The organism is Candidatus Vondammii sp. HM_W22, assembly GCF_022530855.2.
Lineage (GTDB): Bacteria > Pseudomonadota > Gammaproteobacteria > Chromatiales > Chromatiaceae > Vondammii.
Map to the genome: position 1 here is coordinate 382,558 of NZ_CP099567.1, position 17,153 is coordinate 399,710.

At 53.9% G+C, this 17,153-nt stretch carries 21 protein-coding genes; 7 read left to right on the forward strand and 14 right to left on the reverse strand.

The window, feature by feature from the left end:
- Positions 1–186: 186 nt before the first annotated feature.
- Genes ftsX through ftsY form a run of 3 tightly spaced genes read right to left on the reverse strand, consistent with a single transcriptional unit; the run spans position 187 to position 2,861 of the window.
- Complete coding sequence (ftsX, locus tag MN084_RS02125) at positions 187–1,158, reverse strand: permease-like cell division protein FtsX (RefSeq protein WP_241085031.1); 972 nt, start codon at positions 1,156–1,158, stop codon at positions 187–189.
- The gene (gene ftsE, locus MN084_RS02130) at positions 1,158–1,835 is read right to left on the reverse strand and encodes a cell division ATP-binding protein FtsE (RefSeq protein ID WP_241085030.1); all 678 of its coding nucleotides are present in this window, start codon (positions 1,833–1,835) and stop codon (positions 1,158–1,160) included. Before ftsE ends, ftsX begins: the two co-directional genes overlap by 1 nt.
- Positions 1,836–1,865: 30 nt before the next feature.
- Positions 1,866–2,861 (reverse strand): signal recognition particle-docking protein FtsY, encoded by a 996-nt coding sequence (gene ftsY, locus MN084_RS02135; RefSeq protein ID WP_241085029.1) that lies wholly within the window; start codon positions 2,859–2,861, stop codon positions 1,866–1,868.
- A gap of 140 nt (positions 2,862–3,001) precedes the next feature.
- Here ftsY and MN084_RS02140 point away from each other — a divergent pair, with 140 nt between their 5' ends.
- From MN084_RS02140 to ggt, 6 genes are all read left to right on the forward strand, one after another.
- Positions 3,002–4,366: a M16 family metallopeptidase gene (locus tag MN084_RS02140; protein WP_241085028.1), complete on the forward strand. Its 1,365-nt coding sequence runs from the start codon at positions 3,002–3,004 to the stop codon at positions 4,364–4,366.
- 48 nt (positions 4,367–4,414) lie between these two features.
- Positions 4,415–5,752: a M16 family metallopeptidase gene (locus MN084_RS02145; protein WP_241085027.1), complete on the forward strand. Its 1,338-nt coding sequence runs from the start codon at positions 4,415–4,417 to the stop codon at positions 5,750–5,752.
- Between the two features lie 67 nt (positions 5,753–5,819).
- On the forward strand, positions 5,820–6,320 hold the full coding sequence (rsmD, locus tag MN084_RS02150) for a 16S rRNA (guanine(966)-N(2))-methyltransferase RsmD (RefSeq protein ID WP_330178291.1): 501 nt from the start codon (positions 5,820–5,822) through the stop codon (positions 6,318–6,320).
- A gap of 242 nt (positions 6,321–6,562) precedes the next feature.
- Positions 6,563–7,048, forward strand: coding sequence for a pantetheine-phosphate adenylyltransferase (coaD, locus tag MN084_RS02155; RefSeq protein WP_241085025.1), 486 nt, complete (start codon positions 6,563–6,565; stop codon positions 7,046–7,048).
- Between the two features lie 102 nt (positions 7,049–7,150).
- The gene (locus MN084_RS02160; RefSeq protein WP_241085024.1) at positions 7,151–7,399 is read left to right on the forward strand and encodes a YfhL family 4Fe-4S dicluster ferredoxin; all 249 of its coding nucleotides are present in this window, start codon (positions 7,151–7,153) and stop codon (positions 7,397–7,399) included.
- Between the two features lie 2 nt (positions 7,400–7,401).
- Entirely contained in the window at positions 7,402–9,105 is a 1,704-nt protein-coding gene (gene ggt / locus MN084_RS02165) for a gamma-glutamyltransferase (RefSeq protein WP_241085023.1), read from the forward strand.
- A gap of 539 nt (positions 9,106–9,644) precedes the next feature.
- On the opposite strand, the gene mutM is transcribed toward ggt, so the two are convergent.
- From mutM to MN084_RS02200, 7 genes are all read right to left on the reverse strand, one after another.
- Positions 9,645–10,457 carry a bifunctional DNA-formamidopyrimidine glycosylase/DNA-(apurinic or apyrimidinic site) lyase gene (gene mutM / locus MN084_RS02170; protein WP_241085022.1) on the reverse strand — a complete coding sequence of 271 codons (813 nt, stop codon included), beginning with the start codon at positions 10,455–10,457 and terminating at the stop codon, positions 9,645–9,647.
- The gene (locus MN084_RS02175) at positions 10,458–11,300 is read right to left on the reverse strand and encodes a DUF4340 domain-containing protein (protein ID WP_241085021.1); all 843 of its coding nucleotides are present in this window, start codon (positions 11,298–11,300) and stop codon (positions 10,458–10,460) included.
- Positions 11,301–11,311: 11 nt separating this feature from the next.
- Positions 11,312–12,658, reverse strand: a complete 1,347-nt coding sequence (locus MN084_RS02180; RefSeq protein WP_241085020.1) for a GldG family protein — start codon at positions 12,656–12,658, stop codon at positions 11,312–11,314.
- Between the two features lie 4 nt (positions 12,659–12,662).
- A complete protein-coding gene (locus tag MN084_RS02185) occupies positions 12,663–13,406 on the reverse strand; it encodes an ABC transporter permease (protein ID WP_241085019.1) in 744 nt (247 codons plus the stop codon).
- Positions 13,406–14,323 carry an ATP-binding cassette domain-containing protein gene (locus tag MN084_RS02190; RefSeq protein WP_241085018.1) on the reverse strand — a complete coding sequence of 306 codons (918 nt, stop codon included), beginning with the start codon at positions 14,321–14,323 and terminating at the stop codon, positions 13,406–13,408. Before MN084_RS02190 ends, MN084_RS02185 begins: the two co-directional genes overlap by 1 nt.
- Before the next feature lie 65 nt (positions 14,324–14,388).
- Positions 14,389–14,823 (reverse strand): putative PEP-binding protein, encoded by a 435-nt coding sequence (locus MN084_RS02195; protein ID WP_277400045.1) that lies wholly within the window; start codon positions 14,821–14,823, stop codon positions 14,389–14,391.
- A gap of 16 nt (positions 14,824–14,839) precedes the next feature.
- Entirely contained in the window at positions 14,840–15,298 is a 459-nt protein-coding gene (locus MN084_RS02200) for a putative PEP-binding protein (protein ID WP_277400044.1), read from the reverse strand.
- Between MN084_RS02200 and MN084_RS02205 the strand changes: the two genes are divergently transcribed.
- Positions 15,288–15,461: a hypothetical protein gene (locus tag MN084_RS02205; protein ID WP_241086079.1), complete on the forward strand. Its 174-nt coding sequence runs from the start codon at positions 15,288–15,290 to the stop codon at positions 15,459–15,461. The genes MN084_RS02200 and MN084_RS02205 overlap by 11 nt on opposite strands.
- Here the strand turns inward: MN084_RS02205 and MN084_RS02210 are convergent.
- From MN084_RS02210 to rapZ, 4 genes are all read right to left on the reverse strand, one after another.
- On the reverse strand, positions 15,386–15,655 hold the full coding sequence (locus tag MN084_RS02210) for a hypothetical protein (RefSeq protein ID WP_241085017.1): 270 nt from the start codon (positions 15,653–15,655) through the stop codon (positions 15,386–15,388). The two genes, MN084_RS02205 and MN084_RS02210, sit on opposite strands and share 76 nt — an antisense overlap.
- Positions 15,610–15,819, reverse strand: a complete 210-nt coding sequence (locus MN084_RS02215; RefSeq protein WP_241086078.1) for a hypothetical protein — start codon at positions 15,817–15,819, stop codon at positions 15,610–15,612. The genes MN084_RS02210 and MN084_RS02215 overlap by 46 nt, the downstream gene beginning before the upstream one ends.
- 74 nt (positions 15,820–15,893) lie before the next feature.
- Positions 15,894–16,163, reverse strand: a complete 270-nt coding sequence (locus tag MN084_RS02220; protein ID WP_241085016.1) for an HPr family phosphocarrier protein — start codon at positions 16,161–16,163, stop codon at positions 15,894–15,896.
- The gene (rapZ, locus tag MN084_RS02225; RefSeq protein WP_241085015.1) at positions 16,160–17,017 is read right to left on the reverse strand and encodes an RNase adapter RapZ; all 858 of its coding nucleotides are present in this window, start codon (positions 17,015–17,017) and stop codon (positions 16,160–16,162) included. Before rapZ ends, MN084_RS02220 begins: the two co-directional genes overlap by 4 nt.
- Positions 17,018–17,153: the final 136 nt, after the last annotated feature.

A 17,153-nucleotide genomic window follows, 5' to 3' on the forward strand; every position in this document is an offset into this window, starting at 1 on the left:
TGGGGGGGCTGTCAAGGCATTTATGTCCTTTTCTTTGTCGGTCTCTGTTTTGACGGAGGGCTGGGGGGGCGGCAGGTTGAGCTTCACTAGGCTCAGCCCAGCGGTTTTAATTGGCGAATGGCCGATTGATCCGGCTTTTAGTCGTAACACGAAGTCACTGGTTTTGGCTGGTGGAGTATTGACTGCTTATGAAGGTTCGATATCACTCAGGTGGCGTGCCACTGCAATCCACGAACCGAAAAGGCCCAGCAGCGTGCTGCCGCCAAGAAGGCCCAACAGGGTAGTGAAGTCAACCCCGGTTAGGTTAAAACCACTGTTATAGAGCTTGGCCAGTTGGGTTACAGGGTTATCCAGAAGCCCGATGGAGAGGGTGACCATTAGCCAGGCGATGATGCCGCCAAAAAGCCCGTACCAGAGGCCGTTATAGAGGAAAGGACGGCGGATAAACGCATCGGTTCCGCCAATCAGCTTGGTGATCTCTATCTCTGCGTGACGGCTCTGGATCTCCAGCCGGATGGTGTTGCCGACGATCAGTAACACCGCAAGCACCAGGAGTGATGCTAGCATTATGATGCCGCGGCGGGCAATTTCAGTGATGGCATGGAAACGGCGGACCCATTGAAGATCGAGTTGTGCAAAGTCGACTTTCTGCATTGTTTTCAGGCGCCCGAGTAGCACTTCTGCAGCCTCGGGAGTGGCATGGGTGGCTTCCGGTTCAATGACGAGTACTGCCGGGAGGGGGTTCTGATTCAGCGCGTCCAATGCCCCGGAAAAACCGCTTAATTGGCGAAATTCATCCAGGGCCTGCTTGCGTGTGATCAACCGGATATCGGCAATTGCCGGGTCAACACGCAGTTTTTCCGCCATCTGTTCAACACTTTTTTCCGTCACCTCCTGCTTGATGAATAGAGAGATACTGGCGGCACCTTCCCAATTGCCACTCAACTCCTGCACGTTGTTGAGTAGCAGATGGAGACCGGTTGGCAGTGCCAGTGCGATACTGATGACGGCCGACGTCATCAGCGTGGAAAGTGGGGCTCGGGTCAGCCGCCCCAGGCTGGCAAGAGCGACCTGAAGATGGCGAAGCAGCCAGATGTTCAGGCCTCGCCGCCTGCGGCTGCTGATTTGGGCGCTGCTTCTTTTGCGTTGCCTTGACATCAACCGGCCACCTGCTGCGCTGAATCCTTTATCAGCCTGCTTTTATCTAGTAACAGGATTCGTCGGTTCATTCGGGAGATTAGGTCTAGGTCGTGGGTGGCAATCAACATAGTGACGCCGACATCACTGAACCACTCAAACAGTGTCATGATCTCTTTGGACAGGTCAGGGTCCAGGTTGCCTGTGGGTTCGTCGGCAAGAATGACCGGGGGTTTGCTGACCACTGCACGGGCAATCCCCACTCGTTGCTGTTCACCCCCGGAGAGGGTAATGGGGTAGTCTCTCTCCTCCGGGAGCAATCCCACCTTATCCAGTGCAGCACGAACCCGGCGGCGAATCTCCTGGTGGCCAAGCCCGGCTACCACCAGCGGCATGGCAACATTATCGAATACTGTTCTGTCGTTAAGCAGCCGGTGGTCCTGAAAAATCATCCCCACTTCTCTGCGGTGGTAAGGGATCTGCCGGCGCTTCAGCCTTGTCAGGTTACGATTTGCTACTCTTACTTGTCCCCGGGTGCTTCGCTCCAGCAGGCCGATCAGCTTGAGCAAGGTGCTCTTGCCGGCGCCGGAATGGCCGGTGAGAAACACCATCTCTCCGGGCTCGATGTGAAAACTGGCGTTACTCAGTCCTTCGTGCCCGCCAGGGTAGCGTTTGGTGACATTATCGAAATGGATCATATTCTTTCAGGCTACTGTCTTGTGTCCTTCCTACTCTTCAAATAGTGCATCGACAAACTCTTTGGGTTCAAAGTGGCGCAGATCTTCAATCGTTTCTCCCACACCGATGAACCGGATGGGGATTTTCAGCTTGTCGGCGATCGCAAAGACGATACCACCTTTTGCTGTGCCGTCCAGCTTGGTAAGGGTGATGCCGGTGAGACCGACTATTTTGTTGAACTGCTGTGCCTGATTGAGGGCGTTTTGACCTGTGGTGGCGTCTACAACCAGCATCACCTCGTGAGGCGCTGCCGGGTCGATTTTTTTCATTACCCGGGCTATCTTGGCCAGCTCTTCCATCAGATTGGTCTTGGTGTGGAGGCGGCCGGCGGTATCTGCGATCAGCACATCGATAGTGCGTGATGTGGCCGCCTGGAGTGCATCGAAGATCACTGAAGCGGAATCGGCGCCTGTCTGTTGGGCGATTATCGGGATGCTGTTGCGTTCGCCCCATGCCTGAAGCTGTTCCACGGCGGCAGCACGAAACGTATCGCCGGCGGCCAGCATGACGCTCTGGCCCTCTTCCTGGAGGCGTTTCGCCAGTTTTCCGATGGTGGTGGTTTTACCGGCGCCGTTGACGCCCACCATCAGAATCACTTGAGGTTTGCCATTGACGGCCTGTTTCACCGGCGCATCACAGCCATCGAGAATCGTCTGCAACTGCTGCTTCAGTGCCTGGGTGAGCGCCTCCGGGTCCGACAGCTCATTACGTTTAACCTGTTGCGTGAGATCATCTATAATTCGGCTGGTGGTGTCGATGCCCACATCTGCCATCAGGAGCAGGGTCTCCAGCTCCTCCAGCAGGTCGTCATCGATGCTCTTCTTGCCCAGAATTAGGTTGGCCAGGCCATCAGTGAGATTGCTGCGGGTTTTCGACAGGTGCTCTTTCAGACGGCTGAGCAGGCTCCGCTGCTCCGGCTTGCCTAAGTCGTTGACACTCTCGTCACTGGCAGTTTCCGGTTTTTTTCTTTTGCCAAATCCAAACATCTATACACGGTTCCTGTATGGTCACAGAACTGATGACCGTTTGTTTTGTCTTTAAGCTGAATTGATCATTTCAGCATGGTTGCAGAATCCTAACATTTTGTATCGAATCTACCTATCCCAAAAGGTGCAAGGAAAGAGTTATGAGAAGTATATTTGCCGCAGTTCTGCTGCTGGTATCCCTGGGCTCTCTGGCTGAGAGCAAAGTTCACGAGGCTCTGTTGGCGAATGGTCTGAAGGTGCTCGTAAAAGAGGATCACCGTGCCCCCATCGTTGTCTCCCAGGTTTGGTACAAGGTGGGCTCTTCCTATGAGCCGGATGGTATTACTGGCGTGTCACATGTCCTGGAGCACATGATGTTCAAGGGTACTGAAAAATATGCGCCTGGGAAGTTCTCCCGCATCATCTCCGCCAATGGCGGCGAGGATAACGCATTCACCGGGCGTGATTATACCACCTATTACCAGAAACTCGCCAAAGATCGCCTGGAGGTCGCTTTTGAGCTGGAGGCGGACCGTATGCGCAATCTCACTCTGCCGACAGATGAGTTTGTCAAAGAGCTGGAGGTGGTAAAGGAGGAGCGAAGGCTGCGCACCGAGGATAAACCGACTTCGCTGACCTATGAGCAGTTCAATGCTCTGGCGTACCGTGCGCTGCCGTATGCCAACCCAGTGATTGGCTGGATGAACGATCTCGATCACCTGGAGGTGGCAGATCTTCACGCCTGGTATCGCCGCTGGTATGCACCCAACAATGCCACCCTGGTGGTGGTAGGCGATGTAGATCATGAACAGGTGATGCTGTTGGCGAAGCGCTATTTCGGTGATCTGAAGCCGGAAAAAATACCTCAGCTCAAACCGTTGCGGGAACCTCCCCAGCTGGGTGAAGTCCGTGCGGTGGTACGCACGCCGGCAAAAGAACCCTATCTGATCATGGGGTATAAAACACCGGTGCTGACAACGGCAAAAGAGGCGTGGGAGCCCTACGCGCTGGATATGCTGGCCGCAGTTCTGGATGGCGGCAGTAGTGCTCGTTTTAGCCGCAACCTGATTCGTGGAAGGGAAATTGCCGTATCGGCGGGGGCCAGTTACAGCCCCTTTTCCCGGCTTTCAGGGATGTTGTCGCTGAGCGGTACCCCGGCCAAGGGCCACACGATGGACGAGCTAGAGCAGGGACTGAAAAATGAGATTGAATTGGTTAAGCGCGAACTGGTTGCTGATCAGGAGCTGGCCCGGGTTCGAGCCCGGGTTGTGGCGGAGCAGGTCTATGAGCTGGATTCGGTTTTCTATCAGGCGATGCAGATCGGTATTCTGGAGACGGTGGGCCTCGATTGGCGACTGCTGGACGAATATGTGGAGCAGCTCAAGCAGGTGACGCCGGAACAGGTGCGTGAAGTGGCACGGAAATATCTCGTTGATGATCATTTGACGGTGACTTGGCTGGAACCCCTGCCGATGAAAAAAAGCCAGCGGAAACCAGTGCAGACTTTGGGAGGCCATCATGGATAACCACTTTTCCAATACACATCCATGCGGCGTTATTGAGAATTTATCATTATGACGGTCAAGAGAATGAAATTTATTGGTTTCCCGGTCTTCCTGCTGTTGCTCTTCACTGCATCTGCACTCCAGGCCGGCCCAAAGATTCAGAGCTGGAATACGGCCAATGGAGCCAAAGTGCTGTTTGTGCCTGCAGCTGATTTGCCAATGCTCGATATTCAGGTGGTGTTTGATGCAGGCAGTGCCCGGGATGCAGATAAACCCGGCCTAGCGGTTTTAACCAATGCCTTGCTGACCGATGGGGCGGGTGAATGGAATGCGGATCAGATCGCAGAACGTCTGGAAGCGGTTGGGGCCGAGATGGGTGCGGGCGCTCTGCGCGATATGGCCTGGGTGTCACTGCGGACGCTGACTGAAAAGCGCATTTTGTCCACCTCACTGGAGACACTGGTGGCGACATTGGCATCTCCCCGCTTTGACGAGGGTGATTTGGAGCGCAACCGGCAGGCGATGCAGGCCTCCCTGCGCCGACTTGAGCAGTCGCCAGGGAAGGTGGCGAGCAAGGCATTTTTTGCCACGCTTTACGGTGAACACCCCTATGCCAGTTATCGGGGAGGTACCCAGGCATCATTGGCCGGATTTACCCGTGAAGATGTTGTCGCCTATTTTCAGCGCTACTATGTAGCCCGCAATGCATCTATAGCCATTGTCGGTGCTGTCGATAGAGTTGAAGCGGAGAAGCTGGCAGAGGCGATCACCCGCCGTATGCCTGCTGGTGAGCATGCCCCCGACCTGTCCAGGGTGGCGGACCTTGCAGCACCTACTGATATCCATACGCAGTTTCCCTCTAGTCAGACTCATATTCTGATGGGGCAGGCGGGGGTTTTTCGGGGTGATAAAGACTATTTTACGCTCTATGTGGGCAACCATGTCCTCGGTGGCAGTGGGTTGATCTCTCTGCTCAGTGAAGAGGTGCGGGAGAAGCGGGGTCTCTCTTATAGTGTTTATAGCTATTTTTCACCGATGCGGCGCAAAGGGCCTTTCGTTATAGGGGGGCAGACTCAGAATGCCAAAGCGGTCGAGGCGCTGAGGGTGATGAAAGCAACCCTGAAACGCTATATCGAGCAAGGCCCTACGGAAGATGAGCTGACTGCCTCGAAACAAAATATAACCGGCGGGTTTCCTCTGCGTATCTCCAGCAACAGCAAAATCGTCGGGTATCTGGCCATGCTCGGTTTCTATGATATGCCGCTGGATTATCTGGATACCTTTGTCAGCAGGATTAATGCGGTAACCGGAGAGCAGATTAGAGAGGCGTTTCAACGCCGACTCGATATGGATCGTTTTGTTACTGTTGTGGTGGGCAATGGGCCGACGGCAGAAAAAAACAACTGAACCGACGAGACACCGGGGGCAGGCCAATCAGGTCCGTATCATTGCTGGTGAGCATCGGGGGCGGCGCTTGGAGTTTCCCGACCTGCCCGGCTTAAGGCCCACTTCAGACCGGGTTAAAGAGACCGTTTTTAACTGGTTGCAGCCGCTGTTCCCGGGTGCCGCCTGTCTGGATCTGTTCGCCGGGAGTGGTGCTTTGGGGTTGGAGGCAGCCTCCCGGGGCGCTGGTCGGGTGACCCTGCTGGATATGAGTGCAGTGGCGGTGCAACAACTCCGGTCTCATCAGGCGCTGTTGGGGCTGAAGCAGGTGAGGATCGAGCAGGCGGATGCTCGGAAATGGTTGGAAACTACGGCCGAGCCTTTTGAGGTTGTCTTTCTTGACCCTCCCTTTGCCGATGATCTGCTAACAATTTGCTGTCGTCGGCTGGAGGATAACGGCTGGCTTGAGCCGAATGCCAGAATCTACCTTGAGCGCAACCTTCACGGCCCTGAGCCTTCTTTGCCAGCCAGCTGGGTTCAGCTTAAAGCGAAAAAGGCGGGTGAAGTCGCTTACGCTCTCTATACTCGATAGTCTTTTGATCCGATGATACTTACTTTAACAGCCCAATACCACCCGGGGTGATCGCTTCCCTGGCTTCTGTCCTACGCCGGAATGGATGAGTAGAGTTCCTGAATGGAAATCTCCGCTTAGGCAAGCACCATTCCCTTATAATTCTTTGCGATAGCCCTCAGGTAGTGGTTGAATGCGATATGTCATTTGACATCAGTGTATACGGGACTATCATCCCGCTGCGAATAGTTGGAAGAGCCCCTATGCCTATAGCAATATATCCAGGAACATTTGATCCGATCACCAATGGTCACAGCGACCTTATACAGCGTGCAGCACGTCTGTTCGATAAGGTGGTCGTTGCAATAGCAGTCAGTTCCGTCAAGAATCCGCGTTTTAGTATCGACCAGCGTGTTGATCTGGCCTGTCAGGTTCTGACAGGCGTGGAGAATATTGAAATTCTGGAATTCGACACACTACTGGTGAACTTTACCCGGGAGTGCAAAGCGGACGTGATCCTGCGGGGTTTGAGAGCGGTATCGGATTTCGAGTATGAATTTCAGCTTGCCGGGATGAATCGGCGGCTGGCACCGGAAGTGGAAACGATGTTTCTTACCCCCGCCGAGCAGTTTGCCTATATTTCCTCGAGCCTGGTAAGGGAAATTGCAGCATTGGGTGGAGATGTGTCAGAGTTCGTTCATCCAGTTGTTGCTGGAGCGTTAATAAAGTTGAGTAATGGTTTGTCCTGAAACGGTCGAAGGGATAGGCATTAAGCTGCGCCAGTAATTAATAGTTTAGAATCTGGTAAAAATCAGGAGGGTCTTCGGGTCCTGTATTGGGAGTTGTAAGAGATGGCATTAATTATTACTGAGGAGTGCATCAACTGTGATGTGTGTGAACCTGAATGCCCCAATGGTGCAATCACCATGGGTGATGAGATCTATGAGATCGACCCCGATCTCTGCACTGAGTGTATCGGCCATTATGGCGAGCCACAGTGTGTGGAAGTTTGTCCTGTAGACTGCATTCCAAAGGATCCAGACCATGAAGAGAGCGAAGAGGCGTTAATGGTCAAGTATGAAAAGCTTACTAACGGGTAAAGATGGCAGATCGTAATTTGATCAAAACAGAAAGGGCTCCATTTAGGAGCCTTTCTGTTTTTTGCGCTCTGTTGCTGGTCTGTTTTTCTGCGGTAGTTTCTGCAAATCCAACAAAAACCGCAATCGCCACAGCCCATCCCCTGGCAACGGAGGCGGGCCATGAAATAATTGCTCTTGGGGGTAATGCCTTTGACGCGGCGATTGCCGTTGCGGCGGTGCTGGCTGTGGTTGAACCCTACAGTTCTGGAATCGGTGGTGGCGGTTTCTGGTTGCTCCATCGTGCCAAAGACAGTTTTGAAGTGATGGTGGATGGTCGAGAGCGTGCCCCCCTAGCTGCCCATCGTGATCTCTATCTGGACAACGCTGGTGAAGTGATCCCCGGCCTCTCCATGAACGGCCCTCTCTCTGCCGGTATCCCGGGCGAGCCTGCTGCGCTGGCACATATCGCCAAGGTTTATGGCCGGCTCTCATTAAAGCAAAGCCTTGCTCCGGCAATCAGGATTGTCCGGCAGGGTTTTCTGGTTGACCCCCATTACCAACGCCTTGCCAGATGGCACCTGGAGCAGCTTCAAAAGTGGCCGGCTTCAGTGCATCAGTTTCTGCTTAGCGGTGAAGTTCCTCCTGTGGGGACGATGATTCGGCAACCTGAACTTGCGGAGACATTTAACCGGCTTGCTGAAAAGGGCCAAGCGGGTTTCTATCAAGGTGAGACGGCTGAAAAGCTGTTAGCCGGCGTCCGTGCTGCCGGCGGTATCTGGACCCGTGAGGACCTCTCCCGCTACCAAATAGTGGAGCGGACGCCGGTTAAGGGCACTTACAAGGGGATGAAAATCACCAGCGCCGCGTTACCCTCTTCTGGCGGCATCGTGCTGGTAACCATGCTTAACATTCTTTCGGGGTTTGATTTGGGAGCCGTGCCTTCCGTGACCCGGAAGCATCTGTTAGTTGAGGCGATGCGGCGCGCTTACCGGGATCGCGCAGAGTACCTTGGAGACCCGGATTTTGTCGATATCCCTACCGAACGTCTGATCAGCACAAACTATGCAGCGGGACTTGCCAGAGATATTCAACTGGATGTGGCAACTCCCAGCCGACTTCAATACAATCCCTCCTCTCAGGGCGAAGGGAGGGATACCACCCACTATTCCATAATCGATGCTGAAGGGAATCGTGTTTCGGCTACCATGAGTATCAATTATCCCTTCGGGTCCTGCTTTGTACCGCCAGGCACCGGTGTGCTGCTGAACGATGAGATGGATGATTTTTCTGCCCGGCCGGGTGTGCCCAATGTCTATGGTCTGATCGGTGGCGAGGCAAATGCGATTGCACCGGGCAAACGCATGCTGTCGAGTATGACACCGACCTTTGTCGAGACTGAACAGGGCGTGGCGGTTATCGGTACACCGGGAGGGAGTCGGATCATCACCATGTTGCTCCATGGGATCTTAGAGCTGGCCGATAGCAAGGGTGTCGATGCCTGGGTGATAAAACCGCGCTTTCATCACCAGTTTCTACCGGACCAAATACAGTTTGAGCCTGATGCGCTGACCCAGGAGGAACAGGAAACACTGAAATCCATGGGTCATGAATTGAAGCCCCTGGAGCGTGGTTATGGAAATATGCAGGCCGTTTTTTGGCATCGGGGGAACGGTGAACTCTCCGCGGCAAGTGACCCGCGGGGTATAGGGTCGGCTAGTGTGCGTTAGTGCTTGACCAGCTCGTGTGGTGGAGGCTATAGCGAATCCAGTCCCAAGATGTTGTGAATAAATCCCTGTAAACCTGACGACAGCATTCCTGCTGCCGACACTTCTGGAACTGGACTCGCTATACGCTCTCATAAACCTTTGTAGGGTGTTGCCTAATGATATGCATAATGGCAACTTTCTGAGAGATAACTGGCTCATTTCGTTTAATGGGCCCTGTTCCACTGATAGGGTCATCCAAATTGCTCAAAGAACATCAGGAGGAAAACAATGCAATTCAGTCCATGTAAAGGCGGTGATTTCTGTCCTGAACAAGGCACTCACTGCTGCGGTTGCGGGCGTAGTCACGAAGAGATTGCGCAGACACGCAATTTTATGGCCTCTCTGGTGAAGTTCACCATGTATATTGGGAGGGTATGTGAATGTTGAAAAGCCCCCCGTTTTGTTGGTAAAAAGGCGACAAAAAAAGCGCGCATGGTTCAGAGCTGGCGATGCCAGCTCAGGACATTCGGTATTCCAATCCGGTAGATGCAAGAAAGGTTCTATTTCTGGCACTGCCCGCAGTAGAAACTGGAACGTTGCCCTATGCGGCGTTGTTTGATCGGGTTGCCGCAGTTGGGGCAGGGTGCCCCATCTTTTCCGTAGAGCTTGAGCTCCTGGGCAAAGTAGCCGGGGTTGCCATTTTCACGTTGAAAATCACGTAGTGTTGTGCCCCCCTTTTCTATGGCTGCAGCGAGGATCTTTTTGGTCCGCTCTGCCAGACGAATGTAGCGGGCCGCCGAGATCCGGTTACAGGGGCGTGCCGGGTGGATGCCGGCCATGAAAAGCGCCTCGTTGGCATAAATATTACCTACCCCGACAACTACCTTACCGTCCATGATGAGGTTTTTTACTGCCGTGCGGCGTTGCTGTGCGTGCTGATGGAGATGCGTGCCATCAAAGTTATCACTGAGCGGTTCAGGGCCGAGATGGCAAATCAGTTTGTGCTCTTCAATGGGTTCCCTGGTCCAGAGCATGGCACCGAAGCGTCTCGGGTCGCGTAGCCTCAGGCAGCAGTCATCAAACAGTAGGTCGAAATGGTCGTGCGCCCCGGGCGGTGTTCCCGGTGGCAGGATGCGCAGGCTGCCCGACATGCCCAAGTGCAGCAGCAGGGTGCCATTGTCTGTCTGGAGAAGGAGGTATTTTCCCCGGCGCCCCACATCAAGAATCTGCTTGAATTGTAGCTGGGATTTTAAATTTGACGGGATAGGCCAGCGCAGTTTCGGTTGCCGGATAATGATATCTTCAACCCGCTTACCAAGGATATGGGGTGCGATGCCGCGACGTGTGGTCTCTACTTCGGGTAGCTCCGGCATCTAGTTGGCTTCCGGCATTTGCAACAGCTGTGCAGCTGATGGAACATGGAAGGCAAGCTCCAGATCATGCCGCACCAGCAGGATACCCTTTTTTTGTTTTTCGATACCGAGGATGAGCGGTGTCGCATTGTCTTCCAGAAAAATTTCAATCTGCTCTGATGGATTTTCTCCAGAGAATTTGTCCACTTTGGACGCCAGCGCCATTTTCCACTGGTCTATTTTCTTTACCAGCTGATCTGTGGAGATGCCGGGGACCGGTGGTTCCAGTTTCCACCGACGATCGTCAGTACGAAAGAGTCGCCACTGGGATGTTTTTATTACGCTTATTTTCCCCTTTTCGTTGACCAGCCGACGGCTGACGAACGCCTCTGCCCGGGCAAGAATATGGTGCGGGAAACGGTCTTCCGTAAGGTGCAGGGTAGTGCCGATTTGCAGGTAGCGGCGGTGGTTGTACGGGTGGGTCCCGCCAAAATTCATAGTGGTGTCGTTGAACTGTATTTCGGCCTGAGGCCTGGCCAAGCCAAAGGCTTCAAGATCGCCCTGGGGGAGTGAAAACTGTTCCAAACTGGCCGTCGAGACCAGTGCCAACAGCCTGTCGATTCTGGGCGTGTTTGCTTCTGTCCGATAGGGGGTGGTCATCAGCCAATCGCCCACCTGCCGCTTGAGAATGAATTCGGGGCCATTGCCGTTACTGATCCGGATATAGGTTATGGCTTCCCGATTCAGGCTGGTCAGCGTTTGAAATTGTTCACTCTGCTGTTCATCCGGCGTAAGCCATATCACAATGCCAAGCAGGACCACCAGTAGCAGCAGGGCGAGATTGATTATTCCGGGTTTTCTCATCGGCTAAGCGCTCACAGTCTGCGGCGGCGCCATCCGATCACCTGTCCGGTGACAATGAACAGGAGTGGCAACACAATCAGAAAGCCCAGGCCGATAATGGCGCCGATTGTTGGGGAGAGTGTGATGTTCAGGTCAGATGCCGTCTTTGCCGGGATGTCGAGCAGGCCATCATCTCCTGTCAGCCAGCGTACCAGGTTGAGTCCCAGATTGAGATTACCTGCATTTCCCAGGTAGGCATTGGAGAGGAAATCGCCATCGCCGATGACCAGCAGGCGCTGTTCTCTTGCTTTGCCGGGCCGGGTGAAGGCGTAGCCGATGGTGAGTGGTCCGGCTTTTTCTCCCTGTTCAGGGTTGCGTGTAACCTCTCCCTGAATCGAGCCGGTTTCGTTCCAGCTGCGCTGGAGGGTATTTAGCAGGGGTGTTGCCTGCCAGCTGTTTTTTTCCGTTACCTCTAATGCCGCTGTGTAGGGGTAGAGTGTGATGAGTTGAAATTTTGCCGTGGCCGGATGGCCGGGATAACGGGGGACCAGTGCGATGGCGGGGTTGTCCAATCCAAGGTCTGCGCCATTGGCATCCACTATGGTGCCTGGTAACAGGGTCAGACCGAGGTTGTCTGCCAATCCTTGCAGCCCGTTGCGTTCTCCGGGGTCTGTCAGCCAGAGCAGGTTGCCGCCGTTTTCAAGATAGGTGAGTAACAGTTCCAACTCTCCCGGCAGGTAGTCGGTCTGCGGGCCGGCAATAACCACTAGGTTTGTGTTGTCGGGCAGCTGCTGGCTCTCGGTGAGATTCAGCATCCGGGTTTGATAGCCTTTTTGCCTGAGCTCATCCCCAAATGTTCCCAGGTCATGATTGGACCGTCCGGAGAGTTGTCTCTCGCCATGGCCCTCTATGGCTACAATCCATCGTTCCCCCCGTTTGATCAGGCGTTGGATCGCATTGCTGATGCTCTCTTCATCCAGAGAGCGTAGATTTTCGCTGCGTCCCTGATACTCCAGGCGCAGTTCACCGGAAACCCGGATGCCAAGTTCGCGGGTCAAATCCGGTCGCAGAGAGGGGTTGATGAAATCGAGCTGGATAGTCGGTTGGAACCGTTGGTAGCGCTCCACTATCTCTCTTATGCGACGGCGTAATTCCGGGTTTTCCGGGGCGAATGAGGTGATTTTGAGTGGTGCCTCCAGCCGCGTCAGGAGCAGTTGACTGGCAGGTGTCAAACTGTTGCGTCCGGTGTCGCTCCAGTCCCAGGTCACACTGTAGCGCTGGCTCAGCCAGCCCACCATGGCGATCAACAGAGCGATCAGCAGATAGAAGGTGATGCCTTCCAGTTTTGCTTTAACCCGGTTTCGGTGCCGTTGCGTCATCTGCTCAACCCCGGGTACGACGGCTTTCCAACCGATGGGTGGCCAGAATCAGGCAGGTGATGATCAGCACCAGATAGTAGATGATGTCGCCGCTGTGAATCAGGCCATTGAGCATAGGGCGAAAGTGACTGTTGAGTGAAAGCCAGTCAAAGAGCCTGCTTTCCTCGCCGGTTCCCGCCAGGTTGATGATCCAGAGAAACAGCAGCAGGCCATAGCAGCCAATGGCTGCGGTAGCCGGCTGGCTGGTCAGGCTAGATATCAGCAAGCCAATGGCAGCAAAACTGGCAAGCAACAGGCCTAGCCCTAACAGAGCGGCGGCCAGTCGGCCCATATCCAGCGTGCCGCCCATCAGCAGTGACAGAGGCATCAGGGCGATCAGCAGCAGCATAATGCCAAAGATCACCAGTAGCGCCAGGTATTTTCCAACAACAATCCGGCTCATGGATATAGGGGCGGCGAACAGCAGGTTTATGGTGCCACTGAGATACTCTTCGCTGAGCAGACGCATGCTCAGAAGAGGGGTCATCAACATCATAATAACGGCTGCTGAGTCGAGTGTCGGCGCTACCACCAGATCGGTAACACTGGGTGTTGTCTGCAGATTGATAAGTTGAGGTTGCAGCTGCAAGAATTGATCGAGCTGAATCAGGAACAGCCAGGCCAATATAAACAGCATTGTCCCGATCAGGCTCCAGGCCAGCGGGGAGAGGAATAGGCTACGCAATTCACGTCCTGCGATCACCAGCATTATTCGGTCTCCATGCTGGTCAACTGGGTGAATATCTGTTCAAGGTTCTGCTTTTCAGGGGTGAGTTCCAGCAGATGCCAGCCGTTTCGAACGGCTCTTTCAGCAATAATGGCCGGGTCGGCATTGGTTGCCAGCTCCAGTCTGAAGCGCTTTTCATCCAGTTTTTCTGCCAGAGTGACGCCCGGCAGATCAGCGAGTTCATCGATTTCCGGAGGTTCACCTAGCACAATCACCAACTGCTCAGCCTTGTCTGTTATCGATTGAAGCGGCTCCGAGAAGACCAGCTTTCCCCGGCTCAGTATCTGTACCCGGTCACACACCTCCTGTACTTCGGGCAGGATGTGAGTGGAGAGAATGATGCCGCACCGTTCTGCCAGCTCCCGTATCAGGGCACGAATCTCCTGGATCTGGTTTGGGTCTAGTCCGCTGGTCGGTTCATCGAGAATAATCACTTTGGGATGGTGAATAATTGCCTGGGCTATCCCCACACGTTGCTGATAGCCTTTGGAGAGGTTTGCGATAAGTCGACGGCCGGATTCGGTGAGGCCGCACTGCTGTTTTACCTCCTCGACAGTCTGTGTCAGCTGTGTTTTTTCGATATTGTGTAACCGGGCACAGAAGCTCAGGTATTCGTTTACGGTCATATCCTGATAGAGCGGTGGATGCTCGGGAAGATAACCGAGATGTACTTTTGCCGCCAGGGGATCAGCCAAAAGATCGATGCCATTGAGCAGCACTTGACCGCTACTGGGTGCAAGAGCGCCGCTGAGGATGCGCATGGTGGTTGATTTTCCGGCGCCATTGGGACCGAGAAACCCCAGTACTTCGCCTGGGTAGAGCTGGAAGCTGATGTTGCCGACGGCGCAGAAATCGCCATAAAAGCGGGATAGGTTCTGTATGTTGATCAGCGGTTCCATCAGGCAGGAAAGTTACAGGAGATGGTGTAGGTATTGCAACTGATATATGAAGGGTCAGGGCAGTGTCAGTAGGTGTGGTTACAGATCTTAGCTATCAGGTCTGCTGACCTCTCTTCATCCAGCTGCTCCATGAGCTGTTGTGTTTGACGGGTCAGTTCGCTGCAATCGAGGGTCTGTAGACGGCGTTTGATCTCCAGCAGGGAGCCAGACTGCATACTAAATTCCCGCAGCCCCATACCGAGCAGCAGAGGCAGGTAGTGGGGGTCGCCCGCCATTTCGCCACACATGCCGACCGGAATGTTTGCACGGTTGCCGGCATCGATCACCACTTGGATCAGGCGAAGTATCGAAAGGTGCAGTGGGTTATAAAGGTAGTTGACCTCATCATCGATGCGGTCTACCGCGAGGGTATGTTGAATCAGATCATTGGTGCCGATGGGGAGGAAGTCGAGTTCTCTAGCAAAGGCATCTGCGGAGAGGGCGGCTGGTGCTTCGATCATGCCGCCAACGGGCATTTCAGGAGTGAAGGCAAGGCCATAGCCTGAGTGAATCCATCGCCTCTCCAAGCATCGCTTTTAGCTTTTTCACCTCTTGCAGATTAATCAGCATGGGGATCATCAAGCGGATCGGGCCATGGGCAGAGGCCCGCAGAATGGCTTGCAACTGAGGCTGAAACAGTCCGGGTTCTTTGAAGCAGAGGCGGATTGCGCGTAGACCAAGCGCCGGGTTGCAGGTGAGTGTCTCCTCGGATAGTCCACCATCCACCTGTTTATCAGCACCCAGATCCAGGGTGCGAATGGTGATGGGGATTCCTTCCAGTCCTTCGACCACTTGCCTGTAGGCCTGGTAGTGCTCCTCTTCGTCGGGTATCCGTTGCCGGCTCATGTAGAGGAATTCGGTGCGGTAGAGTTTTACTGCATCGGCTTTAAGTGAGTGTGTGCTCTCTATATCCTCGGGCAGTTCGATGTTCGCCATCGACGATCAGGTATTCACCATGCCGGTCACCGCTATTGCTATCATCCAGGTTCAGCAGGACTTCCTAGATCTGGTTGACTACATGGTCTACGTCATCTTTTCGGGTGCGCAGATAGGGGGCTTCCATGGTACCGAACACTTGGACCAGCGCATCCTGCTGTAGCTGCATGGCCCACTCCGCAGCACAGTTGCCATTTCTGTGTTCAACTTTGGTTCAGTCAGCGCTACGTCATCCAGCATCGGCAGATGGGTGTCGATAAAGACAATGATGCCCGATCGGGTATTGTCAGGGATCTTTTTCCGTACTGTTTTCAGTTGGCGCTTTGCGCCACTGGCGGCCTGGCGGAAGCGATCCACTTCATTGGAAATTTCATCGCGACTGAAGAACCGAGGGGCATTTCAGTTCGGCCGCGCTGCAGCCGGTGGGCTTGTCCTATGGCGATGCCCCGGGTGATGCCTATGCCGGTACAGGCCAGGCCGTATTTTTCCTGCAATGGATTATCATGGTGTTCAGCCATCATAGGCAGATGTTATCTCTTCAGCGTGATTTATACACAATGAGGGCGATGCATCGGGTTTGTGAACAGCAGGGGGACTATTCGCCTTCCCCAAAATAGTCTCTGACCAGTTCATCAAGTGCTTCAACCGCCTCATTCTCTTCATTGCCATCGGCGATCAACGTCAAGGTGGTTCCCTGACTTGCCGCCAGCATCATTACACCCATGATGCTTTTTCCATTCACTTTCTGGCTATTGTTGACAATATCTATGTTACAGGTGAACCGACTGGCTGTGGTGACAAACTTTGCGGCGGCCCGGGCGTGCAGGCCAAGCTTATTGATAATGTTTAGTTCTCTGCTGATCATGGTAGTTCACGGTGGCGGATCTGAATCTGTCTGCTCTGCTCCTGAAAGTGAGCTGCCAGCTGTTCCGCTAAATAGACCGAGCGGTGCTGACCCCCGGTACAGCCAATGGCAATGGTCAGGTAGTTGCGTCTATCGGCCTCGAAACAGGGAATCCAGTTTTCCAGAAAACTGATAATATCTTCCTTTAGTTGTGTAACCCAATCATATCCCTCAAGAAACTCTGCAACGGCGCCATCTTTCCCCGTCAATGGGCGGAGTGACTGTTGCCAGTGCGGATTTGGCAGGCAACGCACATCATAGACAAAATATGCATCTCTTGGCACGGCGTGCTTGAAGCCAAACGACTCGAACAGCAGTGACAGCTCTTGTTTAGTGCTGTCACTGATTCGGGAACTGATGATCTGCCGCAATTCATGGCGGTTGGTGTGGATGGTATCGATATGCAGATCGGCAGCGTTGAGGAGGGGCGCGAGCAGTTTACGCTCCTGGGGAATAGCTTCCGCCAAAGGGTGCTCTTCACCCGAGAGGGGGTGTCGGCGCCGGGTTTCACTGAAACGCTTGATCAGGGTCTCATCCTGGGCTTCAAAAAAGATGATTTCGTAACTGATTCCCTGCTCTTTCAGTGTCTGCAGCAGCGTTGAAATAGAATCCAGTTTTGCTGTGGGGTTCCTGGCATCGATGCCGACTGCAGTGAGCTGAAAGCGTTCGTTGTTACTCTTGGTGAGTCCCTCAGCCAGACTGGAAAGCATGAATGTAGGCAGATTATCGATGCAGTAATAGCCAAAATCTTCCAGTGCGTTCAGGGCTACACTTTTCCTCGAGCCGGAGAGCTCGTTAGTGATGACCAGTTTCATATGGTTTCCGATTTTTTGTCAATAGCCGCCTGTTGGCGTGCAATAAAGTTATCCGCGGATATCAGAGCCGCTAAGATGCAACATATGCTGGCGGGCCGCTGTCTCCTCCACCAGTACGGCCATTTCGTGGTCAGGT